A 21,801-nucleotide genomic window follows, 5' to 3' on the forward strand; every position below is an offset into this window, starting at 1 on the left:
CATTATCGGCCGGCATCATGGTGGACTATCGCGTCGAGAATCGTCTCATAGACGCTGCCCGTATCTTCCTCGATCTCGGCGCTGTTGATCCCGAGCGCCTTGGCGTCGGCGAACAGCTTTTGCGTCAGCTCGGCGACTGAGATGATGTCGGCGCCGACCGTCTCCGGGACATTGCTGGAAATCCACTTGTGAAGAAAGTTGGTCCCGCGCATGCTCATCACTGCCGCGCCTTCAATATTCTGGCCTCTCGCAGCAATGATGCTCGATCCGTGCCAATCACATTGATCAGTTCACGAGCCTGCGCTTCGGTGATGCCGGCTTCCCGCGCAACGAATCGGACGAGAAAATCCTCTTGCTCCTCCCTATCCCCGCGGTCGCGTCGTTTCTCATCGCCGATGTAGGACGACTTGGACTGCTCGAGTGAGCGGGGCAATGGAGGGTCGTCTTGTACCGAAACAGCTTTCACATTCAGGCCAACCTCCTTGGCAGCCGCCAGAAAGGCTCGCCGAGCATTCCCAACGTCCTCGGCTGTAGTCAGGGGGCCCGTGCAAGCCTGCAGTGCTGCCCGGTAACTTGGTCCGTGCGATTCAGGCCAGCGCTCCATCATGAAGATGGCGGCCTCGGACACGCTGCTCAAAGTACGAAATTTGCCCACCGCTTCGGTCTCAACGATAATTGGAACTGCAAAAAAGGGTCGTGCATGGATACCCCCTGGGCAATGCCAGAACCGAACGGGGGAGCGCTGTTTTCGTTCCGGTCGACGCGAGAAAAGCAGATGGGACTGTGCGTCAATAGGCGTGTAGACGGTTCGCGGGCTGATCGATAAACAGAACCAATGAACAGCAAGCGGCTAGATCACAAACTCGACTGCAAAGCCTGTGGGACAATCCGGATGGATATCCCAGAAAACGCCGAAGAGCACACCGCTATTCATTGCAGCAGTTGCGGCGCCTACATAGGCGAATGGGGTGAGCTTCAGGATGACTTTCAAAAGCAAGCGGGACGCACGGAAGCCTTCGACTTGAACCACGGCAACATCATCAAAAAGTAGCGTTCAGAACCTTCGTTGCGTCCTCAATTCGCCGCAGCAGGATCAAGGAGTACGCTTCCTGTCCGCGCGTGGGAGCGAACGCGCCTTTACAGGCCCAGCGGCAGCCTTGAATGCGTTATCAGGTCCGCCTCGTCAGTCACGCCGGCCATTTGGTCGGCGATGATCCGAGAGGCTAGTCTGACCTGCTCGTCAGCTGTTTATCTTGGTGATCCACTCGTTGGCGTAGGACAGCGGCTAAAGCTGTTCCTGCAGCCCCTGCAGCGTGCCAAAAACGCCGAGCCCGCCGCCGGCACCAAAAGAGTCTCAAACCGTCACTAGTTTCTTCACCTGCTTCAAGTCGTCTAGGAACCGCTCTCGTTCTGCTTCCTTGGCGGCCGGCTCCTGAATGCGCAGGATGAAAGAAGGGTGGATCGTGATGAACACGCGCAAGCCATCCTCGCGCTCGACAACCTGGCCGCGCAATGTCGTGACCGGGATCGCGTTGCCCAGTAGTGACAACGCCGCCGTTGCGCCGAGCGCCACCGCAAGGTCGGGCTTGATCAGCTCGAATTCCCGATCAATCCACCAGCGGCAGGCTTGGACCTCGCCGGCATTCGGCTTGGAGTGGATGCGACGCTTGCCGCGCGGCTCGAACTTGAAATGCTTGACCGCGTTGGTGACGTAGACCTTCTGCCGGTCGACCCCAGCATCGTCCAGTATCGCATCGAACACCTTGCCTGCCGGCCCGACGAAAGGCTTGCCGGCGAGATCTTCCTGATCGCCCGGTTGTTCGCCGACGAAAACCACCCTCGCGTTGCCAGGCCCTTCGCCGAACACGGTCTGCGTCGCTTCGCGCCACAGCGGACAGCGACTGCAACCCTTCGCCAGTTCGCGCAGTTCGAAAACAGTTCTGGCCTCGTCCTCCACCACCCTGGCAGGCTCACGCTTCGGCCAATGCCTTGCCTGCACCTTCGCGTAGTGTGGCGCCGGCGTTGTCGGCATTCTGGCAATCATATCCTTGGTGGCCTTGTCCGCTCCCGAGATCAGTTCTGGAATGAGCGACGCCTCGGGAAGGTTCCGCCAATATTTCTTCGGCATCTCCTTCTGCATGGCTTTCACCTTGAGCCGCGCCGGATTGAAGATGCTCGCGAAATAGGTCAGCCACAGCGCCTCGGTATCGTCTTCAGCCGGCGCTTGGCCCTGGGCAGCGCCCCGGCCGATGGCCAACCTTTCGCCATCCCAGTCGGCGGACGCATGTGGCGTCAAAATGGTCCAGCGCATGCCGGTGAAGCGTTTGACAAAGAAAGCCGCGTTGCGCTCGACGATGAAATGGTCCGGCTCGAACCAGGCTACATAGCGCTCCTCGTTGCCACCGCCGATCTTCCGAAACCGCACGAAGGCGCGCATCTTGTGGATGTCGCGGCGTATCGCTTTCACCATGGTTTCGAGGCGCCTGGTGTCGGCATCCGATGCTATGGCCAGCAGTTTGGGCTCGGTGCGCAGTCGCCAGAGCAACCGATAGAGAAAAGCGAACCGTGTGGGGTCGGAATGGCAGAAGGCCGTTTCGGCATGGTCGATGAACGCGCGTGGAACGTCGAGCCGGGCACCGCTGGGAATAGCGGGCAATCTATTGTCGTGCAGAGCCCGACCGAGCTCGACCTGCCAGCTAATGTCCTCCGGCCTGACCTCGTTCAGCGCTAACCGCCGTGCCGCATCGCGCCAGCCGGCAAAATCGGTCTCGCTGCCTAGCTGCACGCTGTAACGGGCAAGGTTGAGCTGAGCCGGCTGCATGGTCAAAACAGTGACAGCTGTTCGCAGGAGCGCACGATGGTGTCGCGCAGCCCGGCCTTGTCCGTCAGCCCGCCCGGCGACCAGCCTTCGGCGATGATGAAGGGCCGCAGCTTGGCAATCGATTGACACAGGCGCCCGACATCTTCGAGCCGCAGCCGCCGGTGGCGGCGGGTCTCCAGGATTTTCGCGATCACCTTGGTGCCGAGGCCCGGCACGCGCAGCAGGGCTTCGCGGTTGGCGCGGTTGATGTCGACCGGGAACTGTCCTCTGTTGCGCAGCGCCCAGGCCAGTTTTGGGTCGATGGCGAGGTCGAGCATGCCGTCGCTGCTGCCGGCCAGGATCTCCGGCTGGGAGAACCCATAGAAGCGCATCAGCCAGTCGGCCTGATAAAGCCGGTGCTCGCGCATCAAAGGCGGCTTCTGCAGCGGTAGCGACGATGAGGAATCCGGGATCGGGCTGAACGCGGAATAATAGACGCGCCGCAGATGGTAGCTCCCATAGAGCCGTGCGCTGGTGTGCAATATGCCGTCGTCCGAGGTCTTGTCGGCGCCAATGATCATCTGCGTCGACTGGCCACCCGGCGCGAAGCGCTCGCGCTTCTTGGTCCGCATCGTCGGCTCGGCTTTCTCCTCCATCTTCTGGCGCAGCTTGGCCATCGAAAGCCGGATCGTTTCCGGCTTCTTCTCCGGCGCCAGCCTTTTCACACCTTCATCGGTGGGCAGTTCGACATTGATCGACAGGCGGTCGGCATAGAGCCCCGCCTTCTCGACCAGTTCAGCCGAGCTTTCGGGGATGGTTTTCAGATGAATGTAGCCAGAAAACTTCTCTTCCAGCCGCAGCCGCCGCGCCACCTCCACCATCTCGCCCATTGTCTCGTCCGGCGAGCGGATGACGCCTGACGACAAGAACAGGCCCTCGATGTAGTTGCGTCGATAGAAATCCATGGTCAGCTTCACCACTTCGTCAATGCTGAAGCGGGCGCGGCGCACATTCGAGGACGAGCGGTTGATGCAATAGCTGCAATCGTAGATGCAGAAATTGGTGAGCAGGATCTTCAAGAGCGAAATGCAGCGGCCGTCCGGCGCGTAGGAATGGCAGATGCCCATGCCTTCGGTGGAGCCGATGCCGCCGGATTTTAGCGAATCGCGCTTTGCCGAACCCGACGAGGCGCAAGAGGCGTCGTATTTGGCGGCGTCGGACAGGATTGCGAGCTTTTCGCGGACAGGAACTGCTGACATAAGTTCATGATATGTTCTATGCAGCTGTCACGCTATTGCATTTGACGTAGTCGGTGAAAAAGTGATCGGCGGCCGGCCACTCTTAAAGTTCCTTAAGGGTCATCGCCGATCTGCTGACATAGTCGGCCGCGCGTGATTTCGTCGCCGATGCCTTCGCCCATTGTAAGTTCACCGGCTACGTCGACGCGGCGAAACAGCTGTTCGACAAAGCCGAATCCGGGCCGCGAAGGAATCTTTGTGCTCTCGGGCACAAACGATATCGCGACTTTTCTAGCAAAGTTTTGGAGCCGCGAACCGAAGGTGAAAATGTCCTGACACCACCGGGGTCGGTCTTGGCTGTACATTTTCTCGAATTTCACGGGCGATAGAGTTGACGCCTCGCCTTCTAACGACCGAATGCGAACAGCTCTGTATCGGTGTCATCGGCGCCGCCAATTGCGGAGGAAACGATCTCGGAGGCGATCTGCGAGAAGGTGATGCCGTTGCCGCCATAACCCATCACCGCATGAAGGCGCGGATGCTGCGGCAGCGCGCCGATATAGGGCAGTCCCGTGGTCGTGGTGCCAAAGGACCCGGCCCAGGCGAATTCAGGCCCGGTGTCCAGATGCGGAAACAGTCGCCCGAGTTTTTCGGCGATTCGTGCAGCCTTATCGGCCGTCAATGAATCGCGAAGGTCCTCGTTGGTGAAATCCTCGTCCTCGCCGCCGCAGATAACGCGACCGTCCGCTGTCGCACGCATATAGAGATAGGGTTCAGATGCTTCCCAGATGAAGGCGGCGCCCGGCCAGATGTTGCGCGGCTGTCGACGGGTGCCGATCGCCCATGTCGAGATGATGCGGTGTGCTGTCGCCGGCACGATGTCGGTCAGTTCGAAGCCTGTTGCCAGCACCACATGTTTCGCAGTGATGGTCGGGCCGAGGCTGCTGCCGACAACGACCTCGTCGCGACTGTCCTCGATGGTTGTCGCCTCGACCGGTGCATAAAACCGTGCTTTGCGCGCCCGCGACTTGAGCAGCAGGCCGGCGGTGAGCTTGCGTGGATCAAGCGCGAGGTTGTCATGGCTGAGAATGGCCGCGGCACGGTCGATGCCGAATTTTTCCGCCAATGGTTCATGGCTCAGGTAGGTTGCACCGATGCCCGCCTGCCTGCGGGCTTCCGCTTCCTCGTGCAATTGCGAAGGTCCGAGCGCGTTGCCCGAGAGATAGAGCGACTGGATGCAGGTAGAGCCGCAGTCGATGCCCAGTTCGGCGATGCGTCCACGGAGGTTCAGCACGGCAAGCCGCGAGCGCCGCCACGCCTTTTCCGCAGAGGCTCGGCCGATCATGCGCGAAAGTTTTATCAGCGGCTGGTCGATCTCGAACTGCACGAGCGCCGTCGTTGCCGGAGTCGAGCCTTTCAGCGGGCCGCGCCGGTCGATCACGATCACCGAATGGCCGTAGCGCGTCAGCGCGTCCGCCATCATGGCGCCGCTGATGCCCATGCCGACAATCAGCACGTCGGTCTTCACGTCGCGCGCGAGTTTTTCGACGGGCACCGCAGGCGCCCGGTAGGCGAACCAGACCGGCCGGCCGCTTGTGAGATCGAGCTTGCGGGGCATGACAATCTCCTGGAGGAGCCGTTGCCGAACTGGCGGCTCCGACAAAAAGCCCGCCGCGCCTGAGACGCAGCGGGCCGAACTATCGCTGCAAGTGGGGGCTAGATGCGCCCGAGAACAACGAGAATGATCACGATCAGCAGCACCAAACCGATGCCACCACCGCCGTAGTAGCCGGTCCCGTAGAACGGCCCGCCGCCCAAGCCGCTGAAGCCACCTAGCAAGGCAATGATCAGAATGATGATGAGAATGGTACCCAGACCCATAGTTTTCCTCCATCAGCGGGCGCTATCGCGCGTTGCACAGCGCATTTTTCCGCTGTTGATCAGCATATGAACTCGCCAGCCGCGGTCCTGTTCCGACCCCGGATAAACAGCGCGATTCTATGGTTGACACCCGCTTCGGAAATACCTGTTCATTGACAACGAGTTGAATTACCGGGCCGTCAATCGCTCGTGGCTTGTCGGGTTCGTCAGCCAGTGTGGTGGACCCGCTACCGAGGCATGCTGGCACTGCGCCGTGTCTCAGGGGTTCCGGCAGGCACAAAAAAGCCCCGCTGAAAGGTTGGGAACGGTGATCCGCGAATTGCCTGACGTCACCATCATCAGCGTGGCGCATCGCGCCGAGTTGGAGGCGTTCCACAGTCGCAAGATCACACTGGAGCGGCGCGCGGGCGGGGCAAAGCTCGTCAGCGATGTCGAGCTTGTCCCGCGCAAGGGCAAACGGAACCTGCTCACGCGCGCTTTGTGGGGCTCCAGGCGTGAGGTGAAGTAGGGCTGTGATTGGGACAAAAATTCAAAAATTGTCCGGCCAGGATGGGAGCAAGCGTGCGTGGTAGTGGGTTCACTGCTGTCTCGCGGGAAACGCGCTTGCTCACGAGTCGGCCATAGCTTCCTGTTCGAGTTCTGAGAGCTTGGATTTGATCACATGCGGCTCCGCATGCTCCAGCCCCACAACCTCGTTACGCGCTTCAGCCAAAGCTATGATTAGCTCGTCCAGCTTGGCGTGTATGGCAGCAGTGTCGCGATAGCCCTGGATTAGCACGACGCCGGTGATGATTATGGCCGCAACCGACAGAGCATAGGTGACCGCATTCGTGAGACCGAAAGGTACCAAAAGCGTGCAAAGAACCATAGCCACGACCAACGCATAAAAGCCGGGTGGACGCGATAGAAAGTCTGCCGCGAGAAACAGAAAACGGTTCACGTTAGTATGAAACCGGCAAACAGGACCGTCAGCGCGAATGAGATCGGCACTGCAAGGAGCCACCGAGCCTCCATAACGCTGTTGAGTCGCTTATCCATTGCCTTAACTCCCTATTGCAAACTTCAATCCTATTGCAAACTTCAATTGAAAGGCTGCAAAAGACCCGCAAGAGTGTGGCCCGCGCCGGCCTGCCGGCGCGGGCCATTCTCAAGGTTACTGACTAATAACGATGCGCTGTTTGTCGCGATTCTGGGCGTAGGTGCCCTTGTCATAGGCGGTCTGTGCTTCGAGCTGGGCTTTGGTGAAATTTGTGTAGAGATAGCGGTTTCCGTCCTTGTCGGACATGAACTTCAATTTCTCCAGGCCGACAGCTACTTCCTTTTCGCCAATGCCGAGGAACCCGCCCACGTCGAGAACCACGGCATCCACCTTCTTGTCGCCGCTCAGGACGACGTCGCCGATCTCGCCAACCTTCGCATCATCGGCGCCGTAGACGGTGGTGCCGATGAAATCCTTGGTGCTGATCTTGTCCAGCGGCAGCTCGGTCAGCGCCGCCTTGTCGATAGCGGCGGTGGCTGTCTTGTCCGTCGTGGCCGCAGCCGGTTCGCTGTTGGCCGTGACAGCCGGGGCATCGGTGGCGTTCGAAGCCGTAGTCGTGTCGTAGACCTTCAGGTCGAAATCGGGTTGCGCCTGGAGGTCTTCCTTGGTGGTCTTGGCGACCAGCCAGCGTTCACCCTTCTTCTCAACCCATTCGGCCTTGTTGAAATCATAGGCGACGTTCTTTTCGCCGATGCCCAGGAACCCGCCGACGCCGATGATAATGAATTTGGCTTTGCCGTCTTTGGTGAGGACGATGTCTTTCACATCGCCAATCTTCTCGGCATTGTCCGCCGCGCTATCGTAGGCGTCGGCGCCAATGATCTTCGAAACCAGGCTCCCGTCGGCCATCGCCGCAGGAGCGGCCATGGTTGGGGTCGTGTTGGCGGGTTTGGCAGCGTCTTCGGCATTGGCACCCGCGGTCCATAGCCCAGCCGTCAGAAGCGTAGCTACTGCTGTGGTAGCCAAAAGTTTGCGGATCATGATACGTTTCCTTGTGCGTTAGTGTTGATGCACGCCGCGTTCGGCTGAACCTTGCAGGGAGGCTGAACGCGGCACCGTTTGCGATTGCACAACGAGCCTTTTGAGACGAAGTTCCATGATCGCTTCATGTTGTTGGAAACCGCGCATTTCCGTAGCTGCAGCTTGATTTCCGGTTGGAACTTAGTTGGCTTTTGAACGTTTCCTCCGTCGACCCAATTGCGGTTCGATAAAAGGGGAAAGTCATGCAGAATCCTGGCGTTGGTTGGATCGCGGCGATCATCATCGGCGGTATCGCCGGATGGCTGGCCGAGATGTTTATGAAGAGCAACATGGGCGTGCTCATGAACATCATTTTGGGAATTGTGGGCGCCGTCGTTGCCAACCTACTCCTCGGACTACTTGGCGTATCGTTGGCCGGCTGGCTGGGTTACCTGGTCGCAGGCTTCATCGGGGCGTGTATCTTGATTGCAGTGGCCCGAATTATCAAACGCTGAAGCAAACGACCCGGCAGCGTGGATCAAAAGACGTACTGGCGCATTTCATCTCCGGCTAATTCAAGCCCAGGAGAGAACGAATGAAAAAGACACTACTTGTTTTGAGCCTGCTCCTTCCGCTGGGAGCGTGCTCCCGTACCGAGCAGGGGGCTGCGGTTGGCGGCCTCGGTGGCGCCGCGATTGGTGCCGCGGTTGCCGGCGATCCCGTGCAGGGAGCTGTTGTCGGTGGTGCAGTCGGTGCGATCGCCGGCGCTGTGATCGGCCACGCAAGTGAGGCCGGCCAATGCCGGTATCGCGATCGGAATGGACGCGTCTACATTGCACGCTGCCCGGACGGCTATTGATATCGAGGCGCGTGATCGCTTGCGATCACGCGCCTTTCCCTCGTGACCCAGGACAATCCCATGGCTGTTCTAACTAACAAAATCATTGGGTTTTGGTTCGTTCTGGGCGCCACCATGAATGGGGAACTCGCGCCCGCGGTTTCGGCCGCCCCTGTAGAAGCGCAGACGATCGCCGATCATTTCTCATCGGTAAAATCAATGTCTGGGGACTTTGTTCAGTCGGGCCCCAAGACCGAAAAGACCCGTGGCAGGTTCTATCTCCAACGACCTGGCAAGATCCGATTCAACTATACAGGCCAATCAGGAGTCAGCGTCATTGCTGACGGCAAATCCTTGGTCGTTTACAACAAGAAGCTCAAGACGTCGCGGCTTTATGCCCTGTCCAAGACACCACTCAAGCTGCTGCTCGACAACAACGTCGAGTTCTCCGGCAGACGCTTCAAAGGGATCACGGAGGAAGGCGATCTGGTCATTGTCAGGCTGGCCGACAGGTCAGCTTTCGGTAATGCGAAAATTTCTATGATGTTTGACAGGAAATCACTCGATCTACGAAAATGGAGCCTTACCGACGAGAGGGGACAAACAACGACGATAACAATCTCCAACGTGAAAGAGGGCGTTCACGTCGCCGAGGAAACATTCAAGATCGACTATCCGGCGAACCGGGAATACAACACCACTACGAAGTCGCGTTGACACGGTCGAGCTTCTTGGTTGAAATGCTCCGGCTCTAGGCGTCAGACGAACGGTCGCGCCCGTCTTCTACAGGCTGCTTCAGATAGTCGCTGGCCGCAGCCAAAATGACCAGGAAAGCCGCGGTGTATCTGGCGAAGCCAAAGGCCTGCGCCGCTGCAACTTTTGCACCATGGGAATGCTGGTTGATGAATTCGGAAGCCGCGTCTTGGACTTCGCCCGCGGCTTTCCCGAACAGTTCCTGTTCTTTTGCGGTTGGATCAAACGCTCGGGCTATAACATGACCGAGCAACAATCCTCCGGCGGAACCGGCCAATACCTTAGCACGTGACAGGTTCGTGACGTGCTGTTGTGGACGCTCCGTTTGAGGACCGATCACCTCTGTCGCGTCCTGTTCGCCAGAAGGTGTTTCGAGTCGCTTGGCGTTCGCTGTCTCAGTGCTGCCTTCAGCACTCCTCCTGCCGGCGTCAAAGACTGCGACTGTGCCCAAGGCGACGACAGCCGCCGTGCCGCCATTGTTCTTGATGGCCTTCGTGACGCCGCCGATCACACCTGCCACCCTGTGCTTGGCGTAGTGCGTGCACACCTCGACCAAATGTCGCCGTTGTACACGACGAGTGATTTCACTGACCGGCTCAAACAGCGCCTGCCGCTCGGCACGGCTTTGCACCATGATCTCCCGTATGTCATCGTTGAGTTGAGCCATAGCGAATCCCCTGTTTCAATGCGGCCACATCGCTGCGCACCTGGTTGAGCGTCTCGACGGGAGTGATGGTCCATCCGACCAGGGCCTGTTTGGCGAGATGAAGGGAGAAAAACCCTCCGCCAATCAAGACTATGCCGACGAGCAGACAGGCGACCATCGCGCCGACACCAAGATAGATCATTGCCAGGATCAGAAATTCGACCAAGGCGAAGGCTGCCAGCATGAACAAAATAGCGGCCGCCATTCCACATGCACCGGAAGAGAGGATCGTCGCGGTCTTTCCCCTCATTTCCGCCTCGAGCACGCGCAGGTCCAGGCGCATCAACGAAGCGAAGTGACCGATCGCTTCGTTGACGACACTGCCGAAGGGACGGCGGTCGCCACCATTTTCCATCTCGAAATTCCCTCTTCTTCAGGACCTATCGGAGCTTCGCATGATCCGCGTGAGCATCACGCCAGCCAGGATGCCGACCCCGAAGAAGGCAGCGGGCTGACGCTGCGCGAATTTCGTAACGGAGTCGAGCAATTCGCCGACGTTGCGATCCCTGATGTCTGCCGAGATCCGCTCCACGCCTTCGGCGGCGTTACGCACGATGCCGGCCACCTGAGGCGATTGTTTTTCGATGCCGTCGGCGGCTTCCTTGACCGAGTGGGCGATGTTGGCGATTGCGTCGGCACCAGCGGTCTTGTTGGTCTCGACCGCTTCCTTGAATGCACCGGCAGCATCGGTGGCGACAGTGCCGGCATAGTCCTTCGCGTCGCTTGAAACCGAAGCCGCTGTGTCTTTCAGGTGGGTCGCGGTTTCCGCCGCGCTGGTCTTCAATTTGCTGAAAGCTTCCGCACTCTTGCCGGCACGTTCGGCGTCCGACTGGTTTTGGAATTCATTGTCTTCAGCCAGCTTGGATCCGGAGAACGGGGTGGTGTTGGGCGTGTTCACGGTGTTTTTCCTCCTGTTGGTCAAGGTGAACTCCGCGGGCTAGCTGCGGTTCCTGGCGTCGGGGAATATTCTATGGGATGGGGTGCGGCAGCTAAGCATGGGCGTGGCGTTCCGTTCCATCTGCGGAGCCGCAATTTGCCATGACATACAGAACGCGGATCAAGGCTCCAAATCCCCCAGCCTTCAACCCCGCCTTCTCCGACCGAGACTCATCGCCTGACGATCAAGGCGCGCGTATTAGCAGATGCGTAAGGGATCCAACAAGTAATGGCAGCAGGACCAGGTTTACTCATCAGCTGGACAACCAGGCTGGCGGCAATCGTGCCGCTCCCGCCTGTAGTCGGGATGCATTTGTGCATCGGCAGTCAGAGCTAGTTGTTCGTCTGAAGGTCGTTTTACCAGCAAGCGCCGCATTGCCCGAGCATTCTTAGGCGCAAAACCTTCATAGTCGTTGTTGAAATAGACCCAAACTCTTCTTGCGCCGCTGGCTCGGATTTTGTCGACCCATGTCGTCAGTTCGTCTGTGGTGTAATCATGCCGATACCAGCGCTCTGGACCGTGGAGCCGCAGGTAGACATCATCAGCCGTACGCACCAACACATTCGGAAGACGAGGGCCGCTGCAGGAGCAGAAGATTGTGCCTGTCTCACGAAAGGCCGAGTAAACAGTCTCGTTCCACCAACTGGCGTGACGAAACTCCACCACATTGCGCCGGGCCGGGTCGAGTTGGCCGAGAATGCCGCCCAGGCGTGCCTTTGAGAAATGATAACTCGGCGGCAGCTGGAATAGAAAGCAGCCCATTCGCTCGCCGAGAATATCGGCAATCATTCCAAAATCCATAACCAGGGTTTTGGTGTTCTTGAACCTCTTGATGTGCGTAATCAGCTCACAGACCTTGACCGTATAGACGAAGTTGCGGTTACCAGCTTGTCGGAGCCAGCTTTTGACATTCGTGACCGTCGGCCATGAATAAAAGGATGCATTGATTTCCACGGTATCGAATCGCTTCGCATAGTGATCGAACCATTCGCCTGTCGGCAAATCTGCAGGGTAAAACTGCCCCCGCCACTTCCAGTAAAACCAGCCCGAGCAGCCGACATAGACAGATGCGTCCAAACGCGACAAGGGGCTCCCGCCCTTTGCTGTTCTATCTGCTATGCGGGCGGCATGCATTTTGACGGCCCGTCCAAGATTTTCGATTCGCTGCTTCTCTCTGCGCAGCTTTCGCCGTTCACGGCGCTCCTCGGCTCCAGGTTCTTTCCGCTTGATAGGGTCAGTGCTCATGAAATGATCCTTGACCGCCTCAACGCGGGTACAGCCTGAAGGCTCCTTTGTGACCTGACCGAAATCGGCTTTGGCCCCCGCCGGAGCCTTCAGTCCGAGCCTATCGTGAATCTGGGTGCGTGAAGTGCGAGCATACGTCTCGGGGACAATCCACGACGTGCTCGTTGCCGGCTCGAACGAGATTTTGCCATGGCCACGATCAAAGACCCGAAGATCAGCAACGCCGTAGTTCGCGAACCCGAGGCTGCGGGTACAGATTTGCAGTGCCCTAGCCCTGCTAATCGAAAGTCTACGCCTGTTCCCCGGGAACCAGAATTCAGATCGTGCATTTCGATAAATGCTATTGAATCAAATCCCCATGTGCTGTTCTTGCTGCGGAGCGCGTGACCACAGCTATGAAAACTGCACGCATCTCAATCGCGACCGTCAATCTGAACCGCCTATTGATCCAGGTATCAAACGGCTGGCTCCCAGCTCACGCTCCAAAGCGAAGGGCTAGATGAACCGGTGCGTTTCGGCGCCCTCGTCCCGAGGCGAGCAAAAATCGCCTCATGATAGTCATTAGCAGAGGCATCGACGCTCTCTCGCAGCGTTCACTTGGCCGTTGGATTTTCAGTTCGCGGTGGCGGCCGATCGCCTGAAAACAATGGTCACCCTGGTACCCTTTGCGCTTGATTTGACGTCGAACTCCGCCTTTGCATTCTCAGTCAGCGAGCGCGCGATCAATGCGCCGAGCTTGCCGGCCTTTGGCCATGTCTCGCCTTGAGGCAAGCCGACCCCGTCATCCGCAATGACAACCCGACAACCGTCGCCGCTCACGATGCTGTGCAGCGTGATCGTGCCACCTTCGCGCCCCGGGAAGGCGTGTTTAAGCGCATTCGTCAGCAGTTCGTTGACGACCAACCCTGTCGGCATCGCGACGTTTATCGACACCGGATAGGTATCAACCTTCATGTCAAGGCGAATGCCTTCAATCGCATGGGAGGCCATGACAGCAGACGCGATCTGGCTGAGATAGACGCCGAGATCGACCTCATCCTTTTGATCGTCTGCAGACAACGTCTGATAGAGGATAGCCAGTGCGTCCACGCGCCCTGCCAACCTCTCGAAGCGCTTCTGGTCCGGCTCAGTCGCGTTGCGAGTTTCAAGGCGAATTAGCGCAGTAATCATCTGCAAATTGTTTTTAACCCGGTGCTGCAGTTCGCGCAGCAGAGTATCCTTCTCGCGAATGCGCTCCTCCGCCGCGCGCGCGTCCCCCGCCTCGCCATGGGCCGACACGTCGATCAGCGCTACCAGCCGGAAGCAGATCTTGCCGTTGTCATCCTCAATGATATTGGAATAGACGTCGACAATTGCAGGCTTGTCCTTGCGCTCCAGCCGAAATGTGCCGACGAAATCGGTGTCCTCGACAACGGCCTCGTCAAGCGGTCGATCCTTCTGCTGGTGGATGCCGATGCCTGAAAGCGCCGCCCAGTTCTGGCGGGTAAGTTTGGCGGCGTCTAAGCCTGACAGTTTCTCGAATTCCGGATTGGCGTATACGAGGCGCTCCTTTGCGCTCAGATCCGAAACGGCAATGGCAATCGGCACCTGATCAAGGAATTTCTTGAACTGGTCGCTTTCCAGTGCGGTGGCTAGGTCAGGCGTATCGAGCAGTTGCTCGACCGCCTCGGCCTTTTCGGAACCCGATGTCATATGAGGACCTGCGCTGTGCGTTGGCACCATCAGTATCAGCGATGACCCTGGCCCGCCATCGCGAACGCTCACACGCGCGGCTCCGGATCGGCAAGCGCGATATCCCGGTTCAAGGAGAGGCCCGAAACCAGGTCGTGGCGGAACGTTTTTATGAGCAAATAGTTTGTTGAGCGCAACCTAATGCGCCGTCGCCAGGCCCTCAATTCGTTCAATCTCATTCATATCGAACGCCCACAAATCCATTTGGAATGTCGGGAGTGGCAGGCTTCGCGCGACATGTTCGTTGCCGCCGCGCATTGTTCATTCAGGTTGGGCGCAGACGGATGGGAAAGGTTCACGACCTGATTGCTGCCAAAAGCAATCGCAACGGTGGGCGTGCCGCAAGAGCCGGTCCCTTGACCTTACGTCGCGCGGCAACAGTTCTAGGACAGGGACAACAGGGGGCATTAGAAATGCGCCTGGCACGCCAAACTTGGATTCTCGGCAAGGAAAGCATCGTCGGCTTTATCAACGACAACGCGCTCAGCCACGGTGCTGCGATGGCATTTTATGCCGTTACATCCCTGGCGCCGATACTGCTGATCGTTGTTGCCATTGCCGGACTCGTCTTTGGTCATGAAGCAGCGCAGGTGGCGTTGTCGGCAGAAATTGCAGGTGTCATGGGTTCGGAGAGCGCCGACCTTCTCCGCGCCACGATTGAAAGCGCCTCGCACAAAACTGCCGGCACCTTTGCAACTCTCGTGGGCATCGTCACTCTTTTCGTTACGGCGTCAGGTGTGTTTGGAGAGATGCAGCTTTCGCTGAATAAGATCTGGAAGATTGAACTCCCCGGTACCTCCTTGTCGCGATTGGTGCGGGCGCGGGCAGCCAGCCTGGGCCTCGTCGCTGCACTCGGCTTCCTGCTGCTCGTCTCATTGGCGGCGAGCACGGCCATTTCAGCATTAGGCGCCATCATCAATGCCCATTTGCCGTTCGGGACGACCATTCTTGCATCCATAAATGCAATTGTATCGTTCGTTCTGATTTCCGCGCTGTTTGCCGCAATTTATAAGATTTTGCCCGACCGATCCCTGGAGTGGCGCGACGTTGGAATTGGCGCAGTGGTCACCGCCTTCCTCTTCACGATCGGCAAGTCGCTGATCGGCTGGTACATTGGGACAAGCGCGATTGCATCTTCCTATGGTGCGGCTGGAGCGCTGCTGGTCGTGCTGCTCTGGGTTTACTATTCCTCGGAGATCTTCTTGCTTGGGGCCGAGCTCACACGGGCCTACTCGGTGCGTCTAGGCAGCCGGTCCGATCTTCAACCGATCGTGCAGGCAAAGAAGGCTGAGCCGCAGCAGATATCGAAGCACCCCAAGGACGCCCAGCGCGAAGTACAGGTCTGGATTCTAATCACAGGCTTTCTTACGATCGTTGCGACAAGGTTCTGGCCACCGCGGCGGTCCTAGCCGAGCACTCAGCGCTGGTTAGGGCAGATTCTTGTTCTGACAACTCGAGACCAATTGGCAGGGAACGATTGACCGTCCTCATCATTGTTCGGCGGGGGTCGAGCATGCTTATCGCAACGTTCAACATCAACAACATCAATCGACGGCTGGAAAACCTGCTCGCATGGATGCGGCAGGCCAAGCCGGACGGAGTCTGCTTACAGGAGCTGAAAACCGAGGATTGGGGCTTTCCCCGCCCACAGATTTGAAAGGGCGGGCTACGGCGCACTCTGGCTAGGCCAGAAAACGTGGAACGGCGTCGCCATCCTCGCAAGCGCAAAGGAGCCGGTTCTGATACGGCAAAGCCTTCCGGGCGATCCCGGCGATGCGCGAGCCCGCTACATTGAGGCTGCCGTTAACGGGATAGTCGTCGCTACGCGCCGAACGGCCCCTCAACCGGGGCCGAAATTCGATGCCGCCGTTTTCGCTAATAAACATGGCTTAGCCCTGCAGGCAGCCCGGGTCATTCTTGCTGCCAACGGACCCTCGCGCATCGCCTGCGATGCGGCGGCGAAAGCATTCCTGGTCGCCGGCGAGATGAGATGAATAAGCGCCAAGAGCAGCCTGAAATTTTTGTCAAGCTGCAGGAACAGGTCGGGAAGACAATGCCGGTCGTCCTGGTGCTTGAGGACGAGGTTTTAATAGGCATAGAGTTCGAAGCAGCGTTGGCAGAGAGAGGTTTTGACGTCACGCTTGTGCATTTATGCACGGACGCGGCGGCTTGGCTGACAGCTCATCGCCCAGCAGCGGCTATTCTGGATGTGAAACTGAGGGACGGGCGATTGCGTTGGAATTGCGGAGACTTTGACCGCAAGCGACGTACCCTTCGCACTTTATAAGGGTGACAAGTTGGAAGGCGATCATGCAACCCTGCAGCTGCGGCATGTGATCTACAAACCTGCCTATGCACTAGAGATCGTGGAAATCGTTCAGTCGATGGTCGCTTCCCCTTGGAAGGCAGCTTCGATCGCCTCTTAGGCCATCTCAAGGTGAGGCTTTCGCGATCCCAGTTGGATCTTTGTGGCGACCGCTCGCTGAGGTAGGTCGCAGGCATTCTTGAAATCCACGCCAGGCGCATCCCAGCGAAAAACGGTCGTCGTTTTTGGCGGCTCAGGCAGCCGCATCTACCCAAGCGCTATATCGCCTTTCCGCCGGAACAAAGCCTGCGCACCGTGGTTACTCGTTCATCGCACAGTCGTGCAACAACGAGGACAAACCCATGAAAACACGTCACTTAATGGCCTGCTTGGCCACTGCCACTGCTATGGCTTTCGCTACACCGGCCTTCACCGCTGAAAATGCGCAGGAGTTCGTCAACAAGGCCGCAGCTGGCGGAATGTTCGAAGTGGAATCGAGCAAGATCGCCCAAGACAAGGTCTCCGACCAGAGCGTCAAGGACTTCGCTCAAAAGATGATCGACGATCACGGTGCGGCCAACGCCAAGCTGGAATCGCTTGCCGGCGAACAGAAACTGAAGGTCCCCAGCGACGTCGACGCCCAGCACAAGGCCGAACTGGACAAGCTCCAGCAAGGCAAGGCTCCGCTCGATCGGCCCTACGTCGAAATGCAGCGCAGCGCCCATGCTGATGCGGTCAGCTTGTTTGAGGCATACGCCAAGGGCGGCGACAACGCCACGCTCAAGTCGTTTGCGCAAGAGACGTTGCCGACCCTCAAGATGCACAAGGACATGATCGAAAAGATTGCGGCTACCGCGGGCACGGAGTCGACAGAGACCACTGCAGCAACGCCTGCTGTCACGACCACCGACACTGCCGATCCATCAGCCCCCGTTCCCGGCGCAAACAGCTTCACTGAAGACCAGGCGAAACGCCGCATCCAGGACGCCGGTTACTCAGACGTATCGGCGTTGACCAAGGATGACCAGGGCATCTGGCGTGGTCAGGCCAGCAAGGACGGCAAGAGCACCGCCGTTGCGCTCGACTATCAAGGCAACGTCGTTGCCGGCACGAACTGAAAACAGAAGGAGATAAAGACATGAAAACCGTAACCGGGCTATTCGACGACTATGACCAGGCAACAGACGCGGTCGGCGATTTGGAGGCCACCGGAATTGCGCATTCCGACATCAGCATAGTCGCCAACAACTCCACCGATTGGTACGACAATCGAACCTCAAAGGCTGCAGAAGATGCCGCTGGCGGGGCAGGCCTCGGCGCGCTGGTTGGCGGTTCTGGTGGCCTGCTAGCCGGGTTGGGCATCATGGCCATTCCTGGCGTCGGGCCGGTTGTGGCAGCGGGTTGGCTTGCCGCGACGGCGGCCGGCGCAGTCGTCGGCGCGGCCGTCGGTGGAGCGACGGGTGGCATTGTTGGTGCGCTGACTGATTCCGGCGTCCCGGAAAACGATGCACACGTCTACGCAGAAGGTGTGCGCCGCGGGGGGACGCTGGTAACTGCCAAGGTGCCCGACGAGCTTTCGGTGGAGGCGGAGCAGATCCTGGGCCAAGCCAACGCGGTCAATCTTAGTGAGCGCCGCAGTCTCTACGAGGCCGACGGTTGGACCGGCTTCGATGCCGGCGCAGGCGACTACACCAGCGACGAGGTCGACCGCGACCGCGCGCGCGCCGCCAGCCGAATTTGAACAACGAGCCCCCGCTGCCGCAAGGTGGCGGGGCCTCTGCATGAAGAGACAATAAGAAAACATCTTTCTTGGCTGTCAAATGACCACAGAGGCAGCCGCCTCGCCAGGGAACGAATAGTTGTTCTGCGAATTGTTGGCGGACGTTGTCTGATTGCGGGAGGGTAAATGGGTCGTGGCATCTTGCTTTGGCTGCTCGGAATTCCGATTCCGATTATCATTCTCATTATGCTTTTCGCTCGATAGGGTGTCAGCACCGCTGAGCTGAGGACGTGCGCAATTGGCTGATGCAAGGCGCCTTAGAGTGCTCGTTGTAGAGGACGAAGCGCTCGTCGCCATGCTCATCGAGGACATGTTGTTGGAGTTGGGATACGAGGTGCTTGGGCCTGCAATGCGACTTGGCCCGGCTCTCGAGATGGCACGAGACGAAATTTTTGATCTCGCTGTTTTGGACGTCAATTTGGCGAATGAGCAATCCTTTCCAGTAGCCCAGTTGCTCCAGGAGCGAGGCATTCCCTTCGTTTTCGCGACTGGCTATGGCTTGCGGGGGGCTGGACGAGCGCTTCCAGGAAGTCATGACGCTTCAAAAGCCCTTCGAATCGCATCAACTCGCGGACGCAATTTCAGTCGTGCTAGCCTTGGAATAGGCGATTAGCCTGAGTGAGGTTTGTAGTCGCGCACAAAACAGTGGGGACTAAAATTGCCTCGTCTGTCCGCTCGATTGTATTTGCTGGGCCTGATAACCGCGGCGGTCGTGCCTGTATGGCTCTTTGCCGCCTATCTCCTAGCCCAATATGCTTTCAACGAACGGGCACGGTTCGAGAGCGAGGCCCGGCAGGTTGCACGTCAGGTGTCATTGGTGGTCGAAGGCGAAATCACCAACCTGGCTACAGTCGTTGAAGGTCTGTCCAAATCCACGGCTGTGGCTGGCGGCGACCTGATGGCGTTTCAGAAGGAAGCGGCGCGCTTGGTGCAAGGGACGCGCCGCGTCATCGTGCTTCGTGATCTGGGTCGTCATCAACTGATCAACACCCAGATGCCCTACGGCGCCGAGCTGCCCCCCGCCTCTCCGCTATCGACATCGGATCTCGCGAAGCTCAAGTCCAGTCAACCGATCGTCAGCGGCGTCTATGCCGTCTCCGGCGAAGTTCGGATTGATGTCGCAATCCCGGTGCATGGCCCAAAAGGCGAGGATTGGCTTCTCGCCATCTCCGTTCCCACCAGCCATATTCGCGACGTCATGATGCCGGCTGTGCCTGAAGGTTGGACGATTGGCGTTGGTGATCGCGACGGTGCCTATGTGGCGCGCTCTACGCGCCACGAGGAGATGACCGGTAAGCCGGGGTTGCCAGAGTATCTGGAGAAGATAGCGGGCCGCTCCGGCACTTTTACCTCCCGCAATTTCCAGGGCATGACCCTGCTCGCCGGCTACTACCGCTCCGGCGCGTCCAATTGGTTCTACACAGCAAACGTGCCACTGTCGGTCGTCCAGGCACCTCTTTGGCGCTCTCTAGCCGCGATCGCTGCCCTCGCCCTTGTGGCGATGTTGATCTCTTCCGCACTTGCCTACGTGGTCGGAAAGGGGTTCGCGAAGGCGGCCCGCGATCTGGCGAACCGCGCTGATGCTTTGGGGCAAGGGCGACCCGTCACGGCCATGTCGACCGCGATCTCCGAGTTTGCGGTGATCGCTGACGCGCTTCTCGCTGCTGAACGCGCGCTTGCCGAACGCGAGTTCGAACTGGAAGCCGTCCTGGAGACAGCCCCTGCGGCGGTCTGGTTCACATATGATCCGCAAGCACGCCGAGTGATCCGCAATCGCTTTGCGGCCGAGCTCATGGGATTGCCTACCGACACGCGCAAATCTTTCGGCACCCCCGACCTGGTCATAGACACGATCGCTTTGCAGGGTGGGCACACCGTGAGCCGCGAAGATCGACCGCTTAGCAGAGCGATGCGGGGCGAGCAGACCGACAACCAGGAATTCGCCTACATCCTTCCGAATGGCGTTCAGCGCACGCTTCTGTCGAGTGCGCGTCCAATCCGAGGCACCTCCGGCAAGGTCATAGGAGCGGTGCAGGTCAGCCTCGACATCAGCGAGCGCAAGCGTGGTGAAGAGCAGCGCAAGCTCCTCGTCAACGAGCTCAACCATCGGGTCAAAAACACCTTGGCAGTCGTGCAGTCGATCGCGAGCCAGACCCTGCGCAATGCGACGAGTTTGCCTGAGGCGGGGCGCGCGCTTGCAAGCAGGCTCGTCTCGCTCGCCAAGGCGCACGATATCCTGACGCAAGAGAACTGGAGCGGCGCCGACCTTAGGGATGTCGTCACGACGGCCCTTTCACTGCATGCAGATGCAGACCGGTTCCAACTCTCAGGAGACTCGGTGTGGCTTTCCCCCACGCTGGCGCTGTCGCTGTCATTGGGTTTCCACGAACTGACTACCAACGCAATCAAATACGGGGCTCTTTCGGGCAAAGACGGAACCGTCTCGATATGCTGGACCGTAAGCGGGCAAGCCGGGCGAAGGCGTGTTCGAATAGAATGGCGCGAGCTGGACGGTCCGCCGGTTCCAGCTTTTAAGCGGAAGGGGTTCGGTACACGAATGCTTGAAAGGCTTCTTGGGCCATCGTCTGCAGGGAACGTCACCATCACGTTCGACCCGACCGGGCTGGTGTGCGTTTTTGACATTGACCTTGAAGAACCTAGAGGGACGGCCGCTGCCTCCTGAGTTCGGGGCGAAAATGTCCCCGTTTCGGAGGATCGAGTGCCAGCGGTGCGCCCCTAGATCTAGCGCCGAGGCATGCGCAGTGCCGCTTCTGGTCGCGGCCTTTGAGCCCCCAGGCACAACCGGAGGAGCAGCGAGGTTTTGTCAGCAGACAATGCGATCGGGTCGCAGACCACCTCCACGAGCCGCAGCGCCGGTGTTATGGTGTGCCGGCAGTCGTCAACCGGCAAGGATATGAGGGGCATGGCCGCAGTCACCCGCCGTACATTGCTAGCGTTCACCGCCGTCGCATCTGTCGTTCAACCGGCGTTTGCTGAGGGAAAAGATACCTCACGCCAATTGCATGCGCTGATCGCAACCCACGAAACGGCCTATGCCGATCTCAATAGGGTCCATCGAGCTGGCAGCAACTGGTACGACCGCAAGACGGCAGACCGAGTTGAAGAACAAGCATTGCTGGCCATCTGTTCCTATCCCGCGACCAGCAGAGGCGATCGCCGGGCCAAAGCCGACTACCTGTTGACTGTCGAGGCACGGGGCGAACTCGACCTGGAAGAGCACATGCAGGCCATCTTGCACTCCATGATGCAGGGCTGATTGGCGTGAGTTGGCGCAGGCCGGCCGACTGGGCTTACGGAAGGTCCAAGCCGGCACTGGACCCTAAGTGCGGACTTCCCAGGTGAAGAGGCGCTCTTGACCGCCTTGCGCCTCGAAGCGATCGTTGAACATTCCGCTCCGGATAGAGCACATGTTCCCGTGGACTGCTTTTCAATTTTCCGTCCGGGCCATCTCGGCCTACGTCACCTCACGCCGAGAACCAGAGCCCCACAAGGCGGGCGTGAGCAGGTTCCATTTGCCCTTGCGCGGGACAAGCACGATATCGCTGACAAACTTGGCGCCGCCCTTGC

Annotated in this window: 26 protein-coding genes and 1 pseudogene; 14 read left to right on the forward strand and 13 right to left on the reverse strand. The window is 58.9% G+C overall.

Going from position 1 to position 21,801, the window contains the following annotated elements; translation table 11 throughout:
* Positions 1-2: 2 nt before the first annotated feature.
* Together HB777_23740 and HB777_23745 are read right to left on the reverse strand one after the other, a co-directional pair.
* Entirely contained in the window at positions 3-218 is a 216-nt protein-coding gene (locus HB777_23740) for a DUF768 domain-containing protein (protein QND66629.1), read from the reverse strand.
* Positions 218-655 carry a DUF982 domain-containing protein gene (locus HB777_23745; GenBank protein QND66630.1) on the reverse strand — a complete coding sequence of 146 codons (438 nt, stop codon included), beginning with the start codon at positions 653-655 and terminating at the stop codon, positions 218-220. Before HB777_23745 ends, HB777_23740 begins: the two co-directional genes overlap by 1 nt.
* Positions 656-892: 237 nt before the next feature.
* On the opposite strand from HB777_23745, the gene HB777_23750 reads away from it, so the two are divergent.
* The gene (locus tag HB777_23750) at positions 893-1,051 is read left to right on the forward strand and encodes a hypothetical protein (protein QND66631.1); all 159 of its coding nucleotides are present in this window, start codon (positions 893-895) and stop codon (positions 1,049-1,051) included.
* Positions 1,052-1,354: 303 nt separating this feature from the next.
* Here HB777_23750 and HB777_23755 read toward each other — a convergent pair whose 3' ends face one another.
* From HB777_23755 to HB777_23770, 4 genes are all read right to left on the reverse strand, one after another.
* Positions 1,355-2,821, reverse strand: a complete 1,467-nt coding sequence (locus tag HB777_23755; protein ID QND66632.1) for a UdgX family uracil-DNA binding protein — start codon at positions 2,819-2,821, stop codon at positions 1,355-1,357.
* 2 nt (positions 2,822-2,823) lie between these two features.
* Positions 2,824-4,059, reverse strand: coding sequence for a putative DNA modification/repair radical SAM protein (locus tag HB777_23760; protein ID QND66633.1), 1,236 nt, complete (start codon positions 4,057-4,059; stop codon positions 2,824-2,826).
* A 385-nt stretch (positions 4,060-4,444) separates the two neighbouring features.
* Positions 4,445-5,656, reverse strand: coding sequence for an FAD-binding oxidoreductase (locus HB777_23765; protein ID QND66634.1), 1,212 nt, complete (start codon positions 5,654-5,656; stop codon positions 4,445-4,447).
* Between the two features lie 98 nt (positions 5,657-5,754).
* Positions 5,755-5,919, reverse strand: coding sequence for a DUF3309 family protein (locus tag HB777_23770; protein QND66635.1), 165 nt, complete (start codon positions 5,917-5,919; stop codon positions 5,755-5,757).
* A 304-nt stretch (positions 5,920-6,223) separates the two neighbouring features.
* Here HB777_23770 and HB777_23775 point away from each other — a divergent pair.
* A pseudogene (locus HB777_23775) lies at positions 6,224-6,427 on the forward strand (hypothetical protein).
* A 99-nt stretch (positions 6,428-6,526) separates the two neighbouring features.
* Here the strand turns inward: HB777_23775 and HB777_23780 are convergent.
* Both HB777_23780 and HB777_23785 read right to left on the reverse strand, forming a co-directional pair.
* Positions 6,527-6,859, reverse strand: coding sequence for a hypothetical protein (locus HB777_23780; GenBank protein ID QND66636.1), 333 nt, complete (start codon positions 6,857-6,859; stop codon positions 6,527-6,529).
* A gap of 213 nt (positions 6,860-7,072) precedes the next feature.
* A complete protein-coding gene (locus HB777_23785; GenBank protein QND66637.1) occupies positions 7,073-7,939 on the reverse strand; it encodes a PRC-barrel domain containing protein in 867 nt (288 codons plus the stop codon).
* Positions 7,940-8,181: 242 nt separating this feature from the next.
* On the opposite strand from HB777_23785, the gene HB777_23790 reads away from it, so the two are divergent.
* The 3 genes from HB777_23790 to HB777_23800 all read left to right on the forward strand — a co-directional run bounded on the left by HB777_23790 (position 8,182) and on the right by HB777_23800 (position 9,473).
* Positions 8,182-8,433 carry a GlsB/YeaQ/YmgE family stress response membrane protein gene (locus HB777_23790; GenBank protein ID QND66638.1) on the forward strand — a complete coding sequence of 84 codons (252 nt, stop codon included), beginning with the start codon at positions 8,182-8,184 and terminating at the stop codon, positions 8,431-8,433.
* Positions 8,434-8,513: 80 nt separating this feature from the next.
* Positions 8,514-8,777: a hypothetical protein gene (locus HB777_23795; protein ID QND66639.1), complete on the forward strand. Its 264-nt coding sequence runs from the start codon at positions 8,514-8,516 to the stop codon at positions 8,775-8,777.
* 60 nt (positions 8,778-8,837) lie between these two features.
* Positions 8,838-9,473 carry an outer membrane lipoprotein carrier protein LolA gene (locus tag HB777_23800; GenBank protein QND66640.1) on the forward strand — a complete coding sequence of 212 codons (636 nt, stop codon included), beginning with the start codon at positions 8,838-8,840 and terminating at the stop codon, positions 9,471-9,473.
* 34 nt (positions 9,474-9,507) lie between these two features.
* Here the strand turns inward: HB777_23800 and HB777_23805 are convergent, their stop codons facing one another.
* The 5 genes from HB777_23805 to HB777_23825 all read right to left on the reverse strand — a co-directional run bounded on the left by HB777_23805 (position 9,508) and on the right by HB777_23825 (position 14,089).
* Positions 9,508-10,176, reverse strand: coding sequence for a hypothetical protein (locus HB777_23805; protein ID QND66641.1), 669 nt, complete (start codon positions 10,174-10,176; stop codon positions 9,508-9,510).
* On the reverse strand, positions 10,157-10,570 hold the full coding sequence (locus HB777_23810) for a phage holin family protein (GenBank protein QND66642.1): 414 nt from the start codon (positions 10,568-10,570) through the stop codon (positions 10,157-10,159). The genes HB777_23805 and HB777_23810 overlap by 20 nt, the downstream gene beginning before the upstream one ends.
* Before the next feature lie 18 nt (positions 10,571-10,588).
* Positions 10,589-11,113, reverse strand: a complete 525-nt coding sequence (locus HB777_23815) for a hypothetical protein (GenBank protein QND66643.1) — start codon at positions 11,111-11,113, stop codon at positions 10,589-10,591.
* Positions 11,114-11,398: 285 nt separating this feature from the next.
* A complete protein-coding gene (locus tag HB777_23820; protein QND66644.1) occupies positions 11,399-12,397 on the reverse strand; it encodes a DUF72 domain-containing protein in 999 nt (332 codons plus the stop codon).
* A 612-nt stretch (positions 12,398-13,009) separates the two neighbouring features.
* Entirely contained in the window at positions 13,010-14,089 is a 1,080-nt protein-coding gene (locus tag HB777_23825; protein ID QND66645.1) for a PAS domain S-box protein, read from the reverse strand.
* 452 nt (positions 14,090-14,541) lie between these two features.
* Here HB777_23825 and HB777_23830 point away from each other — a divergent pair, with 452 nt between their 5' ends.
* The 9 genes from HB777_23830 to HB777_23870 all read left to right on the forward strand — a co-directional run bounded on the left by HB777_23830 (position 14,542) and on the right by HB777_23870 (position 21,490).
* The gene (locus HB777_23830) at positions 14,542-15,537 is read left to right on the forward strand and encodes a YihY/virulence factor BrkB family protein (protein QND66646.1); all 996 of its coding nucleotides are present in this window, start codon (positions 14,542-14,544) and stop codon (positions 15,535-15,537) included.
* A 104-nt stretch (positions 15,538-15,641) separates the two neighbouring features.
* Positions 15,642-15,785, forward strand: a complete 144-nt coding sequence (locus HB777_23835; GenBank protein QND62440.1) for a hypothetical protein — start codon at positions 15,642-15,644, stop codon at positions 15,783-15,785.
* A 154-nt stretch (positions 15,786-15,939) separates the two neighbouring features.
* Complete coding sequence (locus HB777_23840) at positions 15,940-16,122, forward strand: hypothetical protein (protein ID QND68887.1); 183 nt, start codon at positions 15,940-15,942, stop codon at positions 16,120-16,122.
* On the forward strand, positions 16,119-16,415 hold the full coding sequence (locus HB777_23845) for a hypothetical protein (protein QND66647.1): 297 nt from the start codon (positions 16,119-16,121) through the stop codon (positions 16,413-16,415). Before HB777_23840 ends, HB777_23845 begins: the two co-directional genes overlap by 4 nt.
* Positions 16,416-16,795: 380 nt before the next feature.
* Positions 16,796-17,551, forward strand: a complete 756-nt coding sequence (locus HB777_23850; protein QND66648.1) for a DUF4142 domain-containing protein — start codon at positions 16,796-16,798, stop codon at positions 17,549-17,551.
* 20 nt (positions 17,552-17,571) lie between these two features.
* The gene (locus tag HB777_23855) at positions 17,572-18,174 is read left to right on the forward strand and encodes a hypothetical protein (GenBank protein ID QND66649.1); all 603 of its coding nucleotides are present in this window, start codon (positions 17,572-17,574) and stop codon (positions 18,172-18,174) included.
* A 277-nt stretch (positions 18,175-18,451) separates the two neighbouring features.
* Positions 18,452-18,826 (forward strand): response regulator, encoded by a 375-nt coding sequence (locus HB777_23860; GenBank protein QND66650.1) that lies wholly within the window; start codon positions 18,452-18,454, stop codon positions 18,824-18,826.
* Between the two features lie 66 nt (positions 18,827-18,892).
* Complete coding sequence (locus tag HB777_23865) at positions 18,893-20,896, forward strand: PAS domain-containing protein (protein QND68888.1); 2,004 nt, start codon at positions 18,893-18,895, stop codon at positions 20,894-20,896.
* Positions 20,897-21,136: 240 nt separating this feature from the next.
* Positions 21,137-21,490, forward strand: a complete 354-nt coding sequence (locus HB777_23870) for a hypothetical protein (GenBank protein QND66651.1) — start codon at positions 21,137-21,139, stop codon at positions 21,488-21,490.
* Positions 21,491-21,801 lie beyond the last annotated feature (311 nt).

It is taken from the genome of Mesorhizobium loti (genome assembly GCA_014189435.1).
GTDB classification, from domain to species: domain Bacteria; phylum Pseudomonadota; class Alphaproteobacteria; order Rhizobiales; family Rhizobiaceae; genus Mesorhizobium; species Mesorhizobium loti_G.

Coding starts and splice junctions, on each gene's coding strand:
- HB777_23740 (QND66629.1), bottom strand. CDS start 218: ATGAGCATGCGCGGGACCAACTTTCTTCACAAGTGGATTTCCAGCAAT.
- HB777_23750 (QND66631.1), top strand. CDS start 893: ATGGATATCCCAGAAAACGCCGAAGAGCACACCGCTATTCATTGCAGC.
- HB777_23755 (QND66632.1), bottom strand. CDS start 2,821: ATGCAGCCGGCTCAGCTCAACCTTGCCCGTTACAGCGTGCAGCTAGGC.
- HB777_23760 (QND66633.1), bottom strand. CDS start 4,059: ATGTCAGCAGTTCCTGTCCGCGAAAAGCTCGCAATCCTGTCCGACGCC.
- HB777_23765 (QND66634.1), bottom strand. CDS start 5,656: ATGCCCCGCAAGCTCGATCTCACAAGCGGCCGGCCGGTCTGGTTCGCC.
- HB777_23770 (QND66635.1), bottom strand. CDS start 5,919: ATGGGTCTGGGTACCATTCTCATCATCATTCTGATCATTGCCTTGCTA.
- HB777_23785 (QND66637.1), bottom strand. CDS start 7,939: ATGATCCGCAAACTTTTGGCTACCACAGCAGTAGCTACGCTTCTGACG.
- HB777_23790 (QND66638.1), top strand. CDS start 8,182: ATGCAGAATCCTGGCGTTGGTTGGATCGCGGCGATCATCATCGGCGGT.
- HB777_23795 (QND66639.1), top strand. CDS start 8,514: ATGAAAAAGACACTACTTGTTTTGAGCCTGCTCCTTCCGCTGGGAGCG.
- HB777_23800 (QND66640.1), top strand. CDS start 8,838: ATGGCTGTTCTAACTAACAAAATCATTGGGTTTTGGTTCGTTCTGGGC.
- HB777_23805 (QND66641.1), bottom strand. CDS start 10,176: ATGGCTCAACTCAACGATGACATACGGGAGATCATGGTGCAAAGCCGT.
- HB777_23810 (QND66642.1), bottom strand. CDS start 10,570: ATGGAAAATGGTGGCGACCGCCGTCCCTTCGGCAGTGTCGTCAACGAA.
- HB777_23820 (QND66644.1), bottom strand. CDS start 12,397: ATGAGCACTGACCCTATCAAGCGGAAAGAACCTGGAGCCGAGGAGCGC.
- HB777_23825 (QND66645.1), bottom strand. CDS start 14,089: ATGACATCGGGTTCCGAAAAGGCCGAGGCGGTCGAGCAACTGCTCGAT.
- HB777_23830 (QND66646.1), top strand. CDS start 14,542: ATGCGCCTGGCACGCCAAACTTGGATTCTCGGCAAGGAAAGCATCGTC.
- HB777_23835 (QND62440.1), top strand. CDS start 15,642: ATGCTTATCGCAACGTTCAACATCAACAACATCAATCGACGGCTGGAA.
- HB777_23845 (QND66647.1), top strand. CDS start 16,119: ATGAATAAGCGCCAAGAGCAGCCTGAAATTTTTGTCAAGCTGCAGGAA.
- HB777_23850 (QND66648.1), top strand. CDS start 16,796: ATGAAAACACGTCACTTAATGGCCTGCTTGGCCACTGCCACTGCTATG.
- HB777_23855 (QND66649.1), top strand. CDS start 17,572: ATGAAAACCGTAACCGGGCTATTCGACGACTATGACCAGGCAACAGAC.
- HB777_23870 (QND66651.1), top strand. CDS start 21,137: ATGGCCGCAGTCACCCGCCGTACATTGCTAGCGTTCACCGCCGTCGCA.